Here is an 18,603-nt window from a genome sequence, read left to right on the forward strand (position 1 = left end):
GCGGGCTCGTCCAGCCGGGACAGCGCGAACGCCACCGACGGGTCGGGGTTGTGCGCGTCATGCACCAGGATCCGGTCCTCCTCCACGCTGTCGCGGGGGACGACCTCCAGGCTGCCGTTCGCGGCCCGGATGACCGCCTTGGATGCTGAGGCGATCGGCCGGCCGTGCTCCAGCTTCAACGTGATGTCGTCGCGCAGCTCCGGGTCCTTGAGTGGTTCGAAGGCGTTGTCGTTGAAGATGTTGCAGTTCTGGTAGATCTCCACCAGGGACGCGCCCCGGTGCGCGGTCGCCTCCCGCAACACCGCCTGCAGGTGCTTGCGGTCGGAGTCCAGGGTGCGGGCCACGAACGACGCCTCCGCCCCCAGGGCCAGGGAGATCGGGTTGAACGGCTTGTCCAGCGATCCCATCGGGGTGGACTTGGTGACCTTGCCGACCTCGGAGGTGGGCGAGTACTGGCCCTTGGTCAGCCCGTAGATCCGGTTGTTGAACAGCAGGATGTTGAGGTTGACGTTGCGGCGCAGCGCGTGGATCAGATGGTTGCCGCCGATCGACAGGGCGTCCCCGTCACCGGTGATCACCCACACGCTCAGATCCGGCCGCGAGGCCGCCAGCCCGGTGGCGATCGCGGGCGCGCGGCCGTGGATGGAGTGCACGCCGTAGGTGTTGAGGTAGTACGGGAACCTGGAGGAGCAGCCGATCCCGGAGACGAACACGATGTTCTCGCGCTTGAGCCCCAGCTCAGGCAGGAACGACTGCACCGCGGCCAGGATGGCGTAGTCACCGCAGCCGGGGCACCAGCGCACTTCCTGGTCGGACTTGAAGTCCTTCAGGGTCTGCTTCACGTCGGTCTTGGGCACCAGAGACAGGCCCTTGCCGTTGACGAGCCCGTTCATGTCAGTCACTGCCGTTCACCCGCTGATCATCACGGTCGATCACGTCCTGGATCACTGCGGCCAGCTCCTCGGCCTTGAACGGAAGCCCCCGCACCCGGTTGTAGCTGATGACGTCCACCAGGAACCGGGCCCGCAGCAGCAACGCCAGCTGACCCAGGTTGATCTCCGGCAGCAACACCTTCTCGTAGCGCGCCAGCACGTCACCGATGTTGGCCGGCAGCGGGTTCAGATGCCGCAGATGCGCCTGGGCCACCTTCCCGCCCGCCGCCCGCACCCGCCGCACCCCAGCGGCGATCGCGCCGTAGGTGGAACCCCACCCGAGCACCAGCACCCGCGCACCACCACCAGACCCAGACCCACCAGACCCAGACCCGCCAGACCCGGCAGAACCGCCGGGAACCTCCAGGTCGGCACGATCGTGGGGGTCGTCGACCTGGAGATCCGGCACGTCGATGCCCGCCACCTTGGCCGCACGCAACCGCACCATCCGGTCATGATTGTCCGGATCGTAGGAGATGTTCCCGGTGCCATCCGCCTTCTCGATACCGCCGATGCGATGCTCCAGACCGGGCGTGCCGGGGATCGCCCACGGCCGGGCCAGGGTGTCCGGGTCCCGCTGGAACGGCAGGAACGCCCCGTCCTCGCCGTTCGGCTCGGTGGTGAACGGCACGCTGATGTCCGGCAGCGCGGACACCTCCGGCAGCCGCCACGGCTCCGACCCGTTGGCCAGATAACCGTCCGACAGCAGCATCACCGGCGTCCGATAGGCCACCGCGATGCGGGCGGCTTCCACCGCAGCGTCGAAACAATCGCTGGGCGACATCGGCGCGATGACCGGCACCGGCGACTCGCCGTTGCGGCCGAACAACGCCATCAGCAGGTCGGTCTGCTCGGTCTTGGTCGGCATCCCGGTGGAAGGGCCGGCCCGTTGCACGTCCACCACGATCAACGGCAACTCCGTGGTGACGGCCAGCCCGACCGTCTCGGCCTTCAACGCCACGCCCGGCCCGGACGTCGTGGTCACCCCGAGCGCGCCGCCGAACGCCGCCCCCAGCGCCGCACCGACACCGGCGATCTCGTCCTCGGCCTGGAAGGTGCGGATGCCGAACTGCTTGTGCTTCGACAGCTCGTGCAGGATGTCCGAGGCCGGAGTGATCGGATACGACCCCAGAAACAACGGCAGCCGGGCCTGGACGGCGGCGGCGATCAATCCGTAGGCCAGCGCCTGGTTGCCGGAGATGTTGCGGTACACACCCGGCGCCAGCCGGGCCGGCTTCACCTCATACGAGACCGAGAACGACTCGGTGGTCTCGCCGAAGTTCCAGCCGGCCTGGAAGGCGGCGATGTTGGCCTTGGCGATCTCCGGCTTCCGCGCGAACTTGGTCTCCAGGAAGCTGATGGTCTGCTCGGTCGGGCGGTGGTAGAGCCAGGACAGCAGGCCGAGCGCGAACATGTTCTTGGCGCGTTCGGCGTCCTTCTTGCTGATGTCGACGTCTTCCAGCGCCTTGACCGTCAACGACGTCAAAGGCACGGAGTGCACCCGCCACTCGGCCAGCGACCCGTCCTCCAGCGGGCTGGCCGGGTAGCCGACCTTGGCCAGGTTGCGCTTGGTGAACTCGTCGGTGTTGGCGATGATGTCCGCGCCGCGCGGCAGATCCGAAAGGTTGGCCTTGAGCGCGGCGGGGTTCATCGCCACGAGCACGTTGGGGGCGTCGCCGGGGGTGAGGATGTCGTGGTCGGCGAAGTGCAGCTGGAAGCTGGACACGCCGGGCAGGGTGCCGGCCGGGGCGCGGATCTCGGCGGGGAAGTTGGGCAGCGTGGACAGGTCGTTGCCGAACTCGGCGGTGCCCGCGGTGAACCGGTCACCGGTGAGTTGCATGCCGTCACCGGAGTCACCGGCGAACCGGATGATCACCCGATCGAGCTGCCGAACCTGCTTGATCACAGCTCAGACCGCCTCGATGATCGTGGCGTTGGCCATGCCGCCGCCCTCGCACATCGTCTGCAGGCCGTAACGCAGGCCGTTGCGGCGCAGGTGATGGACGAGCGTGGTCATCAGCCGCGCGCCGGTCGCGCCCAGCGGATGGCCGAGCGCGATCGCGCCGCCGAGCGGGTTGACGCGATCGGCCGGGGCGCCGGTCTCGCGCTGCCAGGCCAGGACGACCGAGGCGAAGGCCTCGTTCACCTCGAACGCGTCGATGTCGCCGAGCTTGAGCCCGGCCCGGCGCAGCACCGCCTCGGTGGCCGGGATCGGGCCCGTGAGCATGAGCACCGGGTCCGAGCCGACGACCGCCATGCTGTGCACGCGGGCCAGCGGCGTGAGCCCGAGCCTCCGTACCGCGTCTCCGGAGGCGATCGCCAGCGCGGCGGCGCCGTCGGAGATCTGGCTGGAGGTGGCGGCGGTCAGCCGGCCGTCGGGGACGAGCGGCTGGAGGGTCGCCATCTTCTCCAGGTTGGTCTCGGGGCGCGGGCCCTCGTCGGCCTCCAGCCCGGCGACCGGGACGATCTCGCCGGCGAAGAGCCCGGCGCCGGCCGCCGCGGCGGCCCGCTGGTGGCTGGCCAGCGCGAACTCCTCCATGGCCGCGCGGCTCACGTCCCACTTGGCGGCGATCGTCTCCGCGCCGCGGAACTGGCTGATCTCCTGGTCGCCGTAGCGTTCCGCCCACTTGCGGCCGCCCCGGGGCATGCCCATGCCGGCGTCGGCGCCCACGATGGCGGAGGAGGCGATCGGGATCAGGCTCATCACCTCGACGCCGCCCGCCACCACGAGATCCTGCGCGCCGGACGCGACCGCCTGCGCGGCGAAGTGGACCGCCTGCTGGGACGAGCCGCACTGCCGGTCGACGGTGGTGCCGGGCACCGACTCGGGCAGGCCCGCGGACAGCGCGACGACCCTGGCGATGTTGGTCGACTGGGCGCCGATCTGGCTGACGCAGCCGAAGACGACGTCGTCCACGTGCTCGCCGGCGATGCCGGCGCGGTCCAGCAGCGCGGCCACGACCTCGGCGCCGAGGTCGGCCGGGTGGACGCCGGACAGTCCGCCGCGGCGGCGGCCCACCGCGGACCGCACCGCGCCGACGATGAAGGCTTCTCGCATGGTTTCTCCTGTCAACGTCCCTGCCACACGGGAGCCCGCTTCTCGGTGAAGGCGCGGGCGCCTTCGCGGGCGTCCTCGGAGGCACGGACGGGTTCCGATATCTCGCGCTGACGGTCGAACGCCTGCTCGGGCGGCCAGTGCGCGGACTCGGTCATGATCTTCTTGCTCGCCGAGACGGCCAGCGGGCCGTTGGCGGCCACCGCCCGCGCCAGTTCGAGCGCGGACGCGACCGCCCCGCCCTCGGGGACGAGCCGGTTCAGCAGGCCGTGGGCGGCGGCGTCGGCGGCGCTCAGCCGCCTGCCGGTGATCGCCAGCTCCATGGCCAGGTGGTAGGGCAGCCGGTGCTGCAGCCGCAGCAGCGCGCCGCCGGCGGCGACGAGCCCGCGCTGGACCTCGGGCAGGGCGAACACGGCCGACTCCGCGGCCACGATGAGGTCGCAGGCCAGCACGATCTCGAACCCGCCGGCCAGCGCGTAGCCCTCGACCGCGGCGATGAGCGGCTTGCTCGGGGGGCGCTCGACCAGACCGGCGAACCCGCTCCTGGCCGTCGAGGGACGCTCGCCGCGCAGGAAGCCCTTCAGGTCCATGCCGGCGCAGAAGGTGCCGCCCGCGCCGGTGATGACGGCGGCACACAGGCCGGGCGTCTCCTCGTACGCGTCGAGGGCCTGTTCGATGCCCTCGGCGACGGCGAGGTCGACGGCGTTGCGGGCCTGCGGCCGGTTGATGGTGATGAGCCGCACCGGGCCTTCGTCGGCCACCAGGACGGGGGCGCTCATCGGGGAGCCATCCTGATCGCGCCGTCGAGCCGGATCGTCTCGCCGTTCAGCATCGGGTTGGCGATGATGTGCTCGGCCAGGGCCGCGTAGTCGGCGGGGTCGCCGAGCCTGCTGGGGTGCGGCACGGCCGCGCCGAGCGAGGCGCGCACCTCCTCCGGCAGCCGGCCGAGCATCGGGGTGTCGAACACGCCGGGGGCGATGCTGCACACGCGGATGAGCCGCCGCGACAGGTCGCGGGCCGCCACCAGCGTCATGCCCACCACGCCGGCCTTGGAGGAGGCGTAGGCGACCTGGCCGATCTGTCCCTCGTAGGCGGCGACGGAGGCGGTCAGCACGCACACGCCGCGCTCGCCGTCCACCGGCTCGGTGGCGGACATGCGGGCCGCGGCCAGCCGGATCACGTTGTACGAGCCGATCAGGTTGGTGGTGACGATGCGGGTGTAGTCCTCCAGCGAGCCCGGGGCGCCTTCCCTGTCGACGACGCGGACCGTGCCGCCGCGGCCGGCGCAGTGCACGAGCGCGCGCAGCGGGCCGAGTCCGGCGGCGGCGTCGAGGGCCGACGTCACCTGCTCGGGGTCGGTGACGTCGGCGGGCGCGAACCGGCAGCCGAGGTCCGCCGCCACCTGCTCGCCGGGCGAGCCGGGGAGGTCGGCGATGACGACCTTCGCGCCGCCCCGGGCGAGCCGGGTCGCGGTCGCCAGGCCGAGCCCGGACGCGCCGCCGGTGACGAGCGCGACGGATCCTTCCACTTTCACGGTGATGAACTCCTGTTCACAGACGTTCGACGATGGTCGCGTTGGCCATCCCGCCGGCCTCGCACATGGTCTGCAGGCCCCAGCGCCCGCCGGTGCGGCGCAGGTTCCACAGCATGCTGGTGAAGAGCCGGCTGCCGGACGCGCCGAGCGGATGCCCGAGCGCGATGGCGCCGCCGACCGGGTTCAGCACCTCGTCGGCGACCGGGTACTCGGCCTGCCAGGCCAGGGGCACCGGCGCGAACGCCTCGTTGACCTCGGCGTGGTCGATGTCCGCGAGGTCGAGCCCGGCCCGCTCCAGCACCATGGCGGTGGCGGGGATGGGGGCGGTGAGCATCGTCACCGGGTCGTCGCCGCACACCGAGAAGGCGTGGAAGCGCGCCAGCGGGGTCAGGCCGAGGCGCTCGGCCCGCTCCTCGCTCATCACCAGCACGGCGCTGGCGCCGTCGGTGATCTGCGAGGAGTTGCCGGCGGTGACCCGCCAGCCGATCTCGGGGAAGCGCCGGGCGGCCTCCTCGTCCTGGAAGGAGGGCTTGAGCCCGGCCAGCCGCTCGGCGGTGGTGCCTGGCCTGATGGTCTCGTCGCGGTCGACGACGGTCCCGCCGGGCACGGTGATCGGCACGATCTCGTCGCGGAAGTGTCCCGCGTCGGCCGCGGCGGCGGCCCGATGGTGGGAGCGGGCCGAGTAGGCGTCGAGCGTCTCGCGCTCCAGCGCCCACTTGGCGGCCACGAGCTCCGCCGCCACCCCCTGGGAGACCAGGCCGGGCGCGTACCGCTCGGTCACCGAGGGCCCGTACGGGTCGCGGCCCATCCGCGCCGACCCCATCGGCACCCGGCTCATCGACTCCACGCCGCCCGCGACGACCACGTCGTAGGCGCCGGCGAGCACGCCCTGGGCGGCGAAGTGCAGCGCCTGCTGGCTGGATCCGCAGCGGCGGTCGATGGTGGTGGCGGGCACGTGCTCGGGGAACCCGGCCGCGAGCCAGGCCATCCGGCCGGGGGTGACGGACTGGTCGGCCGCCTGGCTGACGCAGCCGACGATCACGTCCTCGACCGTGCCGGGGTCGATGCCGGTACGGTTCACGAGCCCGGCCAGCACCTGGGCGAGCAGCTCGACGGCGTGCAGCTCGGAGAGCGCGCCGCCGGGCTTGCCCTTCCCCATCGGGGAACGGACCGCGTCGACCACCACGGCTGTCCTCATGAGGTCTTCTCCAGCTCGTCGTCGGGGGTGGTCCAGCGGGGCGGGCGCCGGTCGAAGAACGCCTGGGTGCCCTCGCGCAGGTCGCCGCCGAGGAAGAACGGCAGGTTGAGGAACTGGGCGGCGTCCAGCGCCTGCCCGGCCGGCATGTCGGAGAGCAGGGTGAAGGCGCGCCTGCCGAGGCGGACGGCCGCCGGGCTGACCGCCTCGAACTTGGCCGCGTACGCGTCCAGCCCTTCCATCAGGCCGTCGCGGTCGGGGTAGACCTTGCTGACGAAGCCGAGCCGGTGCGCCTCGTCGGCGTCGATGCTCTCTCCGGTCAGCATCATCTCCAGCAGCCGCTTGCGGGGCAGCGACCTGGCCAGGTGCGCCACGATGATCATCGGGAAGAGCCCGATCTTCACCTCGGGCATCGCGAACCGGGCCTTCGGCGTGGCCAGGATGACGTCGCACATCCCGGCCAGGCCCATCCCGCCCGCGTAGGCGGGCCCGTGGACCGCGGCGATCACCGGCTTGGGCGCCTCCAGCATGAGCCGGTGCAGGTCGACGATGGCGCCGGGCCACAGGTACGCGTCCTCGACGTCGCCCTCGGCCAGCTCCCGCATCTGCCTCAGGTCGCCGCCTGCGCAGAACGCGTCCCCGTCGCCGGTCACGGCCACCGAACGCACCTGCGGGTCGGCGAACAGGCCGAGGAAGGCGTCGCGCAGCCCGGCCGCCGTCTCCTGGTCGAGGGGGTTACGCTCTTTGGCTCGGTTCAGCGTGACGAGCCCGAGGCTGCCACGCCGGGTCACCAGGATCTTCTCGCCGCTGCTCATCGGCTCTCCTCCGTCTCGCCGAGGACGATCAGTGCGTCGACCGCGACCGCGCCGTGGCCGGCGGGCCGGACGAGCACAGGGTTGAGGTCCAGCTCGGCGATCCGGTCCGCGTGGTCGGCGCCGAGCCTCGACAGGGCGCTGACGGTGTCCGCCAGGGCGTCCACGTCGGCGGGCGGGGCGCCGCGGAAGCCGGTGAGCAGCTTCCGGCCGCGCAGCTCCGCGATCATGTCGCGGACCTCGCCGGGCTCCACCGGGGCGGGCCGCAGCACGGCGTCGGAGAGCAGCTCGGTGAGCACTCCCCCGCTGCCCAGTAGCACGAACGGGCCGAACTGGGGGTCCACCACGATGCCGGCGATCATCTCGACGCCGTCGGTGATCTGCTGCTGCACGAGCACGCCCTCGGGGGCGTCGCCGAGGTGTGCCCGCGCGCGGGCGTCGATCCCCTCGTACGCGGCGCGCACGGCGGCGGCGCCGGCCAGGCCGACCTCGACGCCGCCGATCTCGGTCTTGTGCGGGACGCGGGCGTCCGCGACCTTGAGCACGACCGGGTATCCGATCCGCTCGGCGTGCGCCACCGCGTCGTCCGCGCTCGTGGCCAGCGCCTCGGCGGGGACGGCGACCCCGTACTCGGCGAGCAGCGCCTTGGCGGCCGCCTCGTCCAGCGGGCCGGCGCCGCCGGGCAGCGCGCGCGAGGCCGCCTGGCCGGACTCCCCGGTCCGGGCCGCCGGGACGGTTCCCGCCCCACCAGACTCCCCGGTGCGGATCGCCGGGACGGTTCCCGCCCCACCGGACTCCCCGGTGCGGGCCGCCGGGCCGGTCTTCCTGGTGCGGGCGCGCTCGGCGCCGCGCCGGTAGGCGGCCAGCGTGCGGACGGCGGTGAACAGCTCGCCCGCCGAGGTGAAGACGGGGATGTCCGCCTCGGCGAACGCCGCCTTCTCCTCGTCGTTGAGCTCCCCGTCCATGGAGTAGATCGCGAGCGGGGTGCGCTCCTTCGGCGCGGCGGCCGCGGCGATCCGCTCGGAGGCGCGCCGCCCGGCGTCGCCGGTCAGCTCCTTGCGCGCGTACACGACCGTGGAAATGGCCGGGTCGGCGTCGAAGGCGGTGTAGGCGGCGGTGGCCAGGCCGCTGTCCCTGGCCACCTCGCCGGTCAGGTCGCACGGGTTGATGGCGGTGCCGAAGGCCAGCAGCTCCTCCAGCTCGGCGGTGGCCGCCGGGCCGAGGTCGGGCACGGTGACGCCGGAGCGGGCGGCCCGGTCGGCGAGCGCGCCGGCCTGCCCGCCGGAGACGGACATGATGGCGACGCCGTCGTCCTGGGGCAGCCCGCGTGACAGGTAGAACTTGGCGACGGCGACGACCTCGCTGAGCTCGTCGACCCTGATGATGCCGAGCGAGTCGAAGACCGCCTGGTAGATCTCGTCGGCGCCGGCCAGCGCGCCGGTGTGCGCGGCGGCCCGGCGGGCGGCCTGCTCGGTCCTGCCGACCTTGATGAGCACGATCGGCTTGCCCAGCTCGGCGGCCAGCTCGGCGACCTTGACGAAGTCGTCGGGGCGGCGGATGGCCTCGACGAACGAGACCACCATGGAGACCTCGGGGTCCTGCAGGGCGACGGACAGGTAGTCGGCCAGGCCCAGGTCGATCTCGTTGCCGGCGCTGGCGTACAGCCGGGTGCCGATGCCCTCCTCCTTGAGCCGCATGATCAGGGAGGCGGCGGTGGCGCCGCTCTGGGTGATCACCGCGACCCGGCCGGGCTCGACGCCCTGGCCGAAGATGGGCTGGATGGTGGCGAGCGCGCCGGTGGCCAGGTTGCCGACGCCGTCGGTGTTGGGGCCGACGATGCGCAGCCCGCTCTCGCGGGCGGCGGCCAGCATCTCGCGTTCCATGGCCCGGCCGTCCTCGCCCGTCTCGCCGAAGCCCTGCGAGGGCAGCACGGCCACCTTGACGCCGGCGGCGGCGCAGTCGCGTACGGCCTGGACGGTGTTCTTGGCGTTGAGCGCGATGAGCGCCAGGTCGACGGGCCCGCCGACGTCGGCGAGCGAGGCGACGCAGGGCACGCCCTCGATCTCGCTGCGGGACGGGTTGACCGGGTGCACGCCGCCCGCGAAGCCGTACTGGACGAGCAGGCGCAGCGGCCACCAGCTGAGCGTGCCGGGCTTGCTCGACGCGCCGATCACGGCGACGGACCGGGGGTTGAAGAGCGTCTGGACGGCGGGTTCCGCGCCGGTGACGGTGATCACGCGACCGCCTCCGGCCGCGGTCCCGTCGGGTAGGTGGGGACGTCCTCGGCGGCGGTGATCTCCATGCGCAGCAGCCAGGCGTACATGGTCTTGCCCAGGTGGTCCGAGCGCAGCGAGCGGGTGCCCCCGCCGTCGAGCGCCCCGGTGAGCACGAAGTTGAGCGCCTTGATGCCGGGGATCTCGTAGCGGGTGACAGTGCCGCGCACGAGGGAGCCGTAGTGCTCCTTGACCCGCTCCTCGGTGAGCTCGCTCTTCAGCGAGGCGTAGCCCGCGTCGTCGTAGGCGACCAGGCCGACGTTGCACACGTCGCCCTTGTCGCCCGAGCGGCCGTGGGCGATGTCGGCGACCCTGATGTTCGCCATCTCAGACCTCCAGAATGTCGACGGCCGCGGTCACGTGCTCGCGGGGGATCAGGCAGGGCCAGAGCGAGAACAGCTCCTTCAGCGGCGGGCGGGTGCCGATGCCGCCCACGCCGGCCGGGCCGTTGTTGTACAGGGGGACGCTCTCGGTGAAGACCTTGCGCGCCTCGGTCTCGTCCGGGCAGCGGGCGGCGTAGCGCACCACGAGCTCCAGCAGGTCGTCGTCCGCCGGGTCGGGCTCGGCCACCCGGTCGCCCCACATGGAGTTGCGCCCGACGTACTCGATCTGCACGTCGTCGGACTTGAAGCCGGCCCTGTCGAGCCGGTTCTCCAGGAACTCGATGCCGCGCCGGGCCTTGGCGTAGGCGTCGGGCCAGGTGTAGGTGAACTGGACCTCGCCGATGAAGCCGGCCCGGTAGCCCATGTTGACCTTGAGCGTGTCGGGGCGGGCGCGGCCGGTGCCGCCGGTGATGCGGACCTGGTCCGGGCCGACCTCGGTGAGCCGGACGCCGGAGAAGTCGGCCGTGACGTCGGCGGTGAGGTAGTTGGCCGGGTCGAGGATCTCGTACACGAGCTGCTCGCTCACCGTGCCGATGTCCACCCTGCCGCCGCTGCCGGGGGTCTTGGTGATGACCGCGGTGCCGTCCTCGCTGACGTCCGCGATGGGGTAGCCGAGGTTCTCCAGGCCGGGGGTCTTCCACCAGCCGCCGTCGTAGAGGCCGCCGGTGGCCTGGCCGCCGCACTCGATCGCGTGCGCGACGACGGTGGCCATGCCGAGCCTCTCCCAGTCGTCGGCGGCCCAGCCGAACTCGTGCCGCAACGGCCCCAGGTAGAGCGCGATGTCGGTGACCCGGCCGCAGATGACGATGTCGGCGCCCTGCTCCAGGGCCGTCACGATGCCGTCGGCGCCGGTGTAGACGTTGGCGTGGGTGAGCCTGTCACGGACCGAGGAGAGAGGCTCCCCCGTGTCCATGTTGGTGAACGAGACGCCCTGCGCCATCAGCCGGTCGATGTCGCCGCTGATGTCGTCGCCGGTCACCACGGCGATGCGGACGCCGGTCAGGCCGAGGTCCTTGCACAGCTCGGCGACCCGCTCCGCGCAGGCGCGCGGGTTGGCGCCGCCGGCGTCGGTGATGACCTTGACGCCGTTGGTCACGCACTGGCGGATGCTCAGGCGCAGCAGGTCGAGCACGTCACGCGTGTAGCCGTACTCGGGGTTGCGGGACTTCTGCTTGCTCAGGATCGACATGGTCAGCTCGGCCAGATGGTCGCAGCAGAGGTAGTCGATCTCCCCGCGCTCCACCATCTGGACGGCGGGGAGCACGCTGTCCCCCCAGAAAGCCATACCCGCACCCAGTCGGACTGTCTTCACTCGCTGCTCCCCATCACGATCTCACTTGATGCTAATCTTATGCATAGATTCGGCCGCGTCAATCGGTCAGCCTCATCGAATTTCTCCTGGTGGCGGGCTTGCGTGGCGCCGCCGCGGCCGGGGGACGCGCGGCGGCACCACGGTCATTGGAGGCCCAGGAGGCCCGCCAGGTTCCCGCCGAGGATCGCGGCCTCGTCCTCCGGCGGCAGGCCCAGCGCCCGCACCGCCGCGATCTCCGTGGCCGGGTCGGTCATCGGCCAGTCGGAGCCGAACACCACGCGATCGGCGCCGTGCCTCTCGATGATCTTCCGTACCCGCTCGGGCGGCAGGCTCCCGAGGCTGGGCGGCCAGGACGTCTCCAGCACCGCCCCGGAGCCGGCCACGACCTCCTCCGCCTCCTCCAGCCGGTGGTAGCCGCCGAAGTGGCAGGCGATCAGGGTCAGCCCCCGGATGCGCTCGGCCAGGGCGGGGATGTGCCGCGAGGCGCCCCGCTCGTTGGCCGCCTCGTCGCCGCCGGCGCCCACGTGCGTGATGACGGCGATGCCCTCCTCGGCCAGCGCGGACAGCAGCTCCACCACCCGGGAGTCGCCCAGCGACAGCTCCTGGAACAGCGGGTGCAGCTTCACGCCGGGGATCCCGTTGTCCTTCAGCGAGGCGAGGTTCTCCTCCACCGTCAGGTCCGGGTGGACGGTGCCGAACGGGATGAACCTGGTGCGGTCGATGCCGCCGATGAACCGGTTGGTGCCGGCCACGTGCCTGGCCACGTTGGCCACGGCCAGGCAGACGGCCAGGTCGATGCCGGCCGCGTCCATGGTGGCCCGCAGGCCGTCCAGGGTCCCGTCGTGCACCGGGTCCAGGCCGACCGGGCGGTCGGCCAGCACCTTGCGGGCGATCTCGTCCGGCCAGACGTGCGCGTGCGCGTCGATGATCATGTGGCGAGCTCCTTGACCAGCTTGCGGGAGAGCGAGTCGAAGATGACCTCGGTGGCGCCCTCGTAGACGCGCATCGGCCGGGCCGCACGGTAGAGCCGCTCGATCTTCGACCCCCGGACCAGCCCGAACCGGCCCATCACCTGGACGCACCGGTCGACCACCCGGCCGGCCGTCTCGGTCGCCGCCACCTTGGCCATCGAGGACAGGTGCAGGCTGCCCAGCGGGTCGCGGGCGGCCGCCGCGGCGGCCCGGTAGGTGAACGCGCGGGCCATCTCGATCTCGGTCCACGACCTGGCGAGCTGGTCGGCCACGGCGCCGAGCTGGATGAGCGGCCGGCCGAACTGCTCGCGGTTCGCGGTGTGCACGGTGGCCTCCTTCAGCGCCGCCTGCGCGGTGCCGACCGCCGCGGCGGCCACCGACACCCGGAAGGTCGCCAGCGTGGCCAGGCCGAGCCGCATGCCCTTGCCGGGCTCGCCCAGCCGCCACGACCGGGGCACCCGGACCCCGTCCAGCACCACGTCGCCCAGGACGTGCGGGGCGATGATCTGGTGCGGGCGGGTGGTGGTCAGGCCGGGCGTGTCCGCGGGCACCAGCACCATGGACAGGCCCGCCTCCTCCTTGCCCAGCACGCAGTAGAAGTCGGCGTCGCCGCCGTTGGTGATGAACGACTTGTGACCGTCGACCACCAGCTCGTCGCCGTCCTCGGCGACGGTGGTGGCGGTGCCGCGCAGGTCGGAGCCGATGTCCGGCTCGGTCAGCCCGAGCGCGGCGATCGCGTCCAGCGCGGCCACCCGGGGCAGCCACCGCTCGCGCAGCTCGGGCGTGCCGCCCCTGGCCAGCGCGTAGCTGCCGATGCCCTGCATGGCGAAGAGCGAGTCCAGGTGCGCGCTCTCGGCGGCCAGCTGCTCGCGGACGACGGCGACGGCCAGCGGGTCGATGTCCGCGTACCGGCCGCCGTACTCGGCGGGCACGCACACGGCGGCCAGCCCGCTCGCGGCCAGCGCCGCGCGCATCCCCGGGTCGATCGCGTCGGCCTCGTCCGCCTCGGCGGCCAGGTGCGCGACCGACGCGGCGAGCGCCGCGGCCTCCTCGCGCAGCCCGTGATAGCGCTCGGGCAGCTCGAACTCGGCGCCGCTCATCGCGCGGCCGCCGGACGCTGGTCGAAGCCGCGCCCGAACAGCTCGGAGGCGATCCTGACCCGCTGGATGGCGGGCGTGCCGCCGGCGATGGCCCAGCCGTGCGCGTCGCGGTGCAGCGCCTCCAGGCCGAACTCCTCGGTGTAGCCGTTGCCGCCGTGCATCTGCATGCCCAGGTCGGAGACCCGCTTGCCCATCTCGTTGGCGAAGCACTTGGCCAGCGACACCTCCAGCGGGTCCGGCAGGCCGCGGCCGGCGTTGCCCGCCGCCCGGTAGATGAGCAGCCGCGCGGCCTCGACCTGGAGCGCCATGTCGGCGACGGTCATCTGCACGTTCTGGAACTCGACCAGCGTCCGGCCGAACTGCTTGCGCTCCTGCACGTACGCGACGGCGCGGTCCAGCGCGGCCTGCCCGAGGGCCAGGCTCATGGTGGAGTTGCCGAGCCGCTCGATGGAGAAGACGCCGAACAGGTCGCGGAACCCGCCGGGCCCGACCACCAGGTTCTCGGCGGGCACCCGGGCGTCCTCGAAGATCAGGTCGGCGGACGGGATGGTGCGCCAGCCCATCAGCCGCTCCCGCTGCCCGAACGACAGGCCGGGCGTGTCGGCGGACACGATGATCGCGCCGATGCCCTTCGACCCGGGCGCGTCACTGAGCCTGCAGTAGAGCAGGTAGTGGTCGGCGTGGCCGCCGTTGGAGATCCACCGCTTGGTGCCGTTGATGACGTACTCGTCACCCTCCAGCCGCGCCCGGGTGGTCATGTCGGTGGCGGCGGAGCCGGCGTCGGGCTCGGAGATGCCGATGGCCATCGTCACCTCGCCCGTCACCACCTTCGGCAGGTACTTCTGGCGCTGCTCCTCGGTGCCGAAGAACTCCAGCACCCGGGCCGGGCCCACGTTCGCCTCGAACACCTGGAACGCGGCGGAGCGGCACTCCTTGGCCAGCTCCTCGATCACGATCAGGGCGTCCAGCAGGGTGCCGCCCGCGCCGCCGTACTCCTCGGGCAGGGCCAGGCCGAGGAAGCCCAGCTCGGCCAGGCGCGTCACCTCCTCGGCGGGCAGCGGCGCGCGCTCCAGGTCCCACTGCGCGGCCTTGGGCGCGTACACCTCCTTGGCCACCTTCGCGGCGACCTCGCGCAGGTGGAGTTGCTCATCGCTGAGCCGAAAACCGTTCACAGGAGTCTCCTCAGATCTTGGCGGTCTCGCCGCCGTCGATGACGTACGTGGCCCCGCTGACGAAGCCGCTCAGCGGCGAGGCCAGGTAGCAGACCAGGGCGCCGATCTCCGCCGGGTCGGCGACCCGGCGGGCGGGGATCTTGGCGACCCGGCGGCGCAGCGTCTCGGGGTCGTCGAGCACCGCGCGCTGCGCCTCGGTGGCGAACGCGCCGGGGGCGATCGCGTTCACCTGGACGCCGTGCCTGGACCATTCGGCGGCCAGCGCCTCGGTGAGCCGGACCAGCGCGCCCTTGGACGCCGAGTAGACCGCGAGGCTGCCCTTGCCGCGCACGCCGGAGATGGAGGCGACGTTGACGACCTTGCCCGAGCCCTGCCCGACGAAGATCTCGCCGCAGGCGCGGGCGAGCAATGCGGGCGCCACCACGTTGACCGCGAAGACGTCCTCAAGCAGCTCGGCGGTGGCGTCCAGGAACTTCCCCGCGGGCGCGATGCCGGCGTTGTTGACCAGGATGTCCAGCCGGCCGAACTCCCGCAGCGCCCGCTCCGGCAGGGCCGCCAGCCCGGCCGCGTCGCGCATGTCGCACACGACGCCGGCGATGCGGCCCGGCGCCTCGGCCGCGAGCTTGTCCAGCTCGTCGCCGGAGCGGGCGGCGGCCACCACGTTCACGCCCTCGGCCACCAGGCTGCGCACGGCCGCGGCGCCGAGGCCGCGGCTGGCTCCGGTGACGATGGCGACCTTGCCGTCGAGTTCCAGGTTCACGCGCGCGCTCCCGGCTTGGATGGACGGCGGTGCCGGTCCATGGACTTCCAGCCCAGGGCGTCGTCGGCGATCAGGACGGCCTGGATGTTGGCCGAGCCCTCGCCGGTCTGCCAGAGCTTGGCGTAGTTGAGATAGGTGCTGATCGGCAGCTCGTCGCTGAAGGCGTAACCGCCGAAGATCTCGGCGGTGGCCTGGGCCGCCCGGTTGCACACCTCGCCGGCGTAGTACTTGGCGATGGAGCTCTCCCGGGTGGGGATGACGCCCTCGTCGTAGCGGGCGGCGGCGTCCTGGACCAGAGCCCTGGCGGCCGACACCTCGCAGGCCATGTCCGCGATCTGCTTCTTGACCATCTGGAAGGAGCCGATCCGCTGGCCGAACGCCTCGCGCTGGTTCGCGTACTCGACCGAGGCGTCCAGGCAGGCCTGGGCGAGGCCGACCGAGCGGGCGGCGACGGAGAGCCGGCCGTAGTCCATGGCGCTCATGGCGACCTTGAAGCCCTCGCCCTCCTCGCCGAGCAGGTTGGCGGCCGGCACCCGGACCTCGCTGAGGATGACCTCGTTGGTGGGCATCAGCTTGCCGAGCACCCGGCAGGGCACCCGGCTGGTGGCGAAGCCCGGCGTGCCGGTGGGCACCACGAACGCGCTCACCCCGCGGTGGCCCAGCTCGGGATCGGTCTTGGCGTAGACCACGGCGACGTCGGCGACGTTCGCGTTGGTGATCCACATCTTGCTGCCGGTGATGACGTAGTGGTCGCCGTCGCGCACGGCCCTGGTCCGCATGGCGCCCAGCAGGTCGGAGCCGCCGTCGGGCTCGGTCATCGCGTTGCAGCCCAGGAGCGTGCCGGAGATCAGGCCGGGCACGTACCGCTCGACCAGCTCGGCGGCGCCCCAGTTGGCGATGGTCAGCGGCACGGTCGCGGCCTGGAGGTTCATCGCGGCGCTCAGCGGCGGGTAGGCCCAGGCGAGCTGCTCGGCGACCGCGGCCAGCGCCTGGTAGCCGGCGTCGGTCCCGCCCACCTGCTCGGGGAAGCAGCAGCCGAAGAAGCCCAGCTCGCCCATCTGCCGGTAGAGGTCGCGGGGGAACTCCCCGGCCTCCTCCAGCTCCCGGATCCGGGGGCGGATCTCCTTGAGACCGAAGTCGCGCACGAGCGCTCCGAGCTCCTGCGCCGCCTCGCCGGCCATGTCGGTGGCTGTCACCATCTGATCCTCTCTGCGTCTCAACCGGCCAGCTCGGGCAGCACCCGGGTGCCGAACAGCTCAAGCTGGCGCATCGCCTCGGTGTGCGGGAGCCCCTGCCAGTGCGACTTGAACATGAAGTGCGTCATCCCCAGCTCGTCGCGGAGCCGGCCGAGCTGGTCGACGATCTCGGCCGGCGAGCCGAGCAGGAACTGCCGCTCGACGTCGATGCCGGGCGCGTCCGCCTGGACCGGGGTGTTCTCGCCCGACAGGCCCCACGAGCGGTAGGTCTGGTAGCGCAGGGCGCTGCGCCGCCGGGCCAGCTCCTCCGCCTCGCGGCGGGAGGAGGCCACGATGAGCTCGCGGCGCAGCGGGAAGTCGCCGTCGAGGGGCAGGCCGTGCGCGGCGCGCTCCTCCAGGAAGATCTCGCGCAGGCCGGCCAGCTCGTCGTGGCTGGGGAACGGCGGCGCGTACCAGGCGTCGCCCAGCCGTGCCGCGCGCCGCACGGCCGCCTCCGACTGGCCGCCGATCCAGACGGGCGGCCCGCCCGGCCGCGCCGGCTGGACGGCCGGGAGCACGTCCTCGACCTTCCAGTACGGGCTGTCGAAGTCGACCTTCTCCCCCGACCACAGGGCCTTGATGAGGGCGAGGCCGTGCTCGAACCGCTTGACCTTGGAGCGGGAGTCGATGCCGAAGGCGCGGAACTCCCGCTCGGAGTAGCCGAGCCCGGCGCCGAAGACGCAGCGGCCGTCGGTGACCACGTCGAGCGTGGCGATCTGCTCGGCCAGGTCGACCGGGTTGGCCATGGACAGCAGCATGATCCCGGTGACGGCGGTCATGCGGGGCGCGGCGCCGTGCAGGTACGTGAGGTACGGGACCGGCTGGTAGTAGCGCAGCTCGGTGCCGAGGAAGTGCTGACCGGCCACCATCATGTCGAAGCCGAGCTGGTCGGCGACCCTGACCAGCTCGCGGTGCTCTCTCAGTTGTTGCCCGTACGGCGTCTCGGCGCCGTGGATCGGCGTGGTGAGGATGCCGAACCGCACTCCAGAACCCATCCTGACTCCTCTGCAATCCCTCCTATTGATACACATGATTATCCTCGTCCTGCAACTCGGGTCCGGCTGCTGAGAAGGACGAGGGCCGCGGACAACGCCGTGCAGGCCGTCACGGTGAGCCAGGCGGCGTGCAGGCCCGCGGCCTCGGACACGGCGGCGAACAGCAGCGGCCCGGTGGCCGCGCCCAGGGCGGTGCCCAGCTGGAACCTGGCCCCGGCCACTCCCGGCCGGTCCGGATGCTGCGCCAGCACGCCCATCAGCAGCAACGCGGGCCAGCCCCACGCGCCGCAGAAGGCGACGACGGTGCCGGCCACGGTGAGCGCGGTGCCGCCCGAGGCCATCGCGAGCATCCCCAGGGCGCAGGCGGCGATCATCACGGCCGCGGGCCTGAACCCGTCCGACCCGCGCCGGTCCGCCAGCCGCCCCGCGCCGAGCCGCACGACGAGCGACACGAGACTGGTGACCGAGATCACCAGCCCCGCCGTACTGACATCGAGCCCGGCCCGCGTGAGCGTGCTCACAGCAAAGGTCGTGAGCGAACCAATGGACAACGTCCCAAGCCCGGCCACAACCGAAACCCGCACCAACGACGTCACCACCCCCGGCCCCCCGCTATCGGACCGCACCTCCCCCGCAACCGCCGCAGACCCCGGCCCCGCAGGCGCGGGCCGCACTTCTCCAGCGTCCGCCGCAGGCCCCGCACTCGCCACAGGCCCCGAACCCGCGCTCTCAGACCGCGCCTCCCCAGCGGCCACCGCAGGCCCCGCACTCGCCACAAGCCCCGAACCCGCGCTCTCAGACCGCGCCTCCCCAGCGGCCACCGCAGGCCCCGCACTCGCCACAAGCCCCGAACCCGCGCTCTCAGACCGCGCCG

At 72.5% G+C, this 18,603-nt stretch carries 17 protein-coding genes; all 17 read right to left on the bottom strand.

The window, feature by feature from the left end; all coding sequences use genetic code 11:
- Nucleotides 1-893, bottom strand: an 893-nt coding sequence (locus ACZ6YG_RS43680) for a 2-oxoacid:ferredoxin oxidoreductase subunit beta (RefSeq protein WP_466021284.1), incomplete at its 3' end; no start/stop codon positions are given.
- A 1-nt stretch (nt 894) separates the two neighbouring features.
- On the bottom strand, nt 895-2,838 hold the full coding sequence (locus ACZ6YG_RS43685) for a 2-oxoacid:acceptor oxidoreductase subunit alpha (protein WP_466021258.1): 1,944 nt from the start codon (nt 2,836-2,838) through the stop codon (nt 895-897).
- 3 nt (nt 2,839-2,841) lie between these two features.
- On the bottom strand, nt 2,842-3,990 hold the full coding sequence (locus ACZ6YG_RS43690; protein ID WP_397199309.1) for an acetyl-CoA C-acyltransferase: 1,149 nt from the start codon (nt 3,988-3,990) through the stop codon (nt 2,842-2,844).
- An 11-nt stretch (nt 3,991-4,001) separates the two neighbouring features.
- Nucleotides 4,002-4,766 carry a crotonase/enoyl-CoA hydratase family protein gene (locus tag ACZ6YG_RS43695; protein WP_466021259.1) on the bottom strand — a complete coding sequence of 255 codons (765 nt, stop codon included), beginning with the start codon at nt 4,764-4,766 and terminating at the stop codon, nt 4,002-4,004.
- Complete coding sequence (locus ACZ6YG_RS43700) at nt 4,763-5,521, bottom strand: SDR family NAD(P)-dependent oxidoreductase (RefSeq protein WP_219551448.1); 759 nt, start codon at nt 5,519-5,521, stop codon at nt 4,763-4,765. Before ACZ6YG_RS43700 ends, ACZ6YG_RS43695 begins: the two co-directional genes overlap by 4 nt.
- Before the next feature lie 16 nt (nt 5,522-5,537).
- On the bottom strand, nt 5,538-6,719 hold the full coding sequence (locus tag ACZ6YG_RS43705; RefSeq protein ID WP_466021260.1) for a thiolase family protein: 1,182 nt from the start codon (nt 6,717-6,719) through the stop codon (nt 5,538-5,540).
- Nucleotides 6,716-7,531 (bottom strand): enoyl-CoA hydratase/isomerase family protein, encoded by an 816-nt coding sequence (locus tag ACZ6YG_RS43710; RefSeq protein ID WP_271280219.1) that lies wholly within the window; start codon nt 7,529-7,531, stop codon nt 6,716-6,718. Before ACZ6YG_RS43710 ends, ACZ6YG_RS43705 begins: the two co-directional genes overlap by 4 nt.
- Nucleotides 7,528-9,765 carry an acetate--CoA ligase family protein gene (locus tag ACZ6YG_RS43715; RefSeq protein ID WP_466021261.1) on the bottom strand — a complete coding sequence of 746 codons (2,238 nt, stop codon included), beginning with the start codon at nt 9,763-9,765 and terminating at the stop codon, nt 7,528-7,530. Before ACZ6YG_RS43715 ends, ACZ6YG_RS43710 begins: the two co-directional genes overlap by 4 nt.
- Nucleotides 9,762-10,127 carry an AtuA-related protein gene (locus ACZ6YG_RS43720; RefSeq protein WP_466021262.1) on the bottom strand — a complete coding sequence of 122 codons (366 nt, stop codon included), beginning with the start codon at nt 10,125-10,127 and terminating at the stop codon, nt 9,762-9,764. Before ACZ6YG_RS43720 ends, ACZ6YG_RS43715 begins: the two co-directional genes overlap by 4 nt.
- 1 nt (nt 10,128) lies before the next feature.
- Entirely contained in the window at nt 10,129-11,496 is a 1,368-nt protein-coding gene (locus tag ACZ6YG_RS43725; protein ID WP_466021263.1) for an acyclic terpene utilization AtuA family protein, read from the bottom strand.
- A gap of 143 nt (nt 11,497-11,639) precedes the next feature.
- A complete protein-coding gene (locus ACZ6YG_RS43730) occupies nt 11,640-12,428 on the bottom strand; it encodes an amidohydrolase family protein (RefSeq protein WP_466021264.1) in 789 nt (262 codons plus the stop codon).
- On the bottom strand, nt 12,425-13,567 hold the full coding sequence (locus ACZ6YG_RS43735; protein WP_466021265.1) for an acyl-CoA dehydrogenase family protein: 1,143 nt from the start codon (nt 13,565-13,567) through the stop codon (nt 12,425-12,427). The genes ACZ6YG_RS43730 and ACZ6YG_RS43735 overlap by 4 nt, the downstream gene beginning before the upstream one ends.
- Complete coding sequence (locus ACZ6YG_RS43740; RefSeq protein WP_271280435.1) at nt 13,564-14,739, bottom strand: acyl-CoA dehydrogenase family protein; 1,176 nt, start codon at nt 14,737-14,739, stop codon at nt 13,564-13,566. The genes ACZ6YG_RS43735 and ACZ6YG_RS43740 overlap by 4 nt, the downstream gene beginning before the upstream one ends.
- 10 nt (nt 14,740-14,749) lie before the next feature.
- Nucleotides 14,750-15,499 carry an SDR family NAD(P)-dependent oxidoreductase gene (locus ACZ6YG_RS43745; RefSeq protein WP_148031084.1) on the bottom strand — a complete coding sequence of 250 codons (750 nt, stop codon included), beginning with the start codon at nt 15,497-15,499 and terminating at the stop codon, nt 14,750-14,752.
- Nucleotides 15,496-16,698, bottom strand: a complete 1,203-nt coding sequence (locus ACZ6YG_RS43750) for an acyl-CoA dehydrogenase family protein (RefSeq protein WP_148031083.1) — start codon at nt 16,696-16,698, stop codon at nt 15,496-15,498. Before ACZ6YG_RS43750 ends, ACZ6YG_RS43745 begins: the two co-directional genes overlap by 4 nt.
- A 17-nt stretch (nt 16,699-16,715) precedes the next feature.
- A complete protein-coding gene (locus ACZ6YG_RS43755) occupies nt 16,716-17,729 on the bottom strand; it encodes an LLM class flavin-dependent oxidoreductase (RefSeq protein WP_187281121.1) in 1,014 nt (337 codons plus the stop codon).
- A 38-nt stretch (nt 17,730-17,767) separates the two neighbouring features.
- Nucleotides 17,768-18,250: an MFS transporter gene (locus ACZ6YG_RS43760; RefSeq protein ID WP_466021266.1), complete on the bottom strand. Its 483-nt coding sequence runs from the start codon at nt 18,248-18,250 to the stop codon at nt 17,768-17,770.
- Nucleotides 18,251-18,603 lie beyond the last annotated feature (353 nt).

It is taken from the genome of Nonomuraea sp. NPDC054003 (assembly GCF_055585125.1).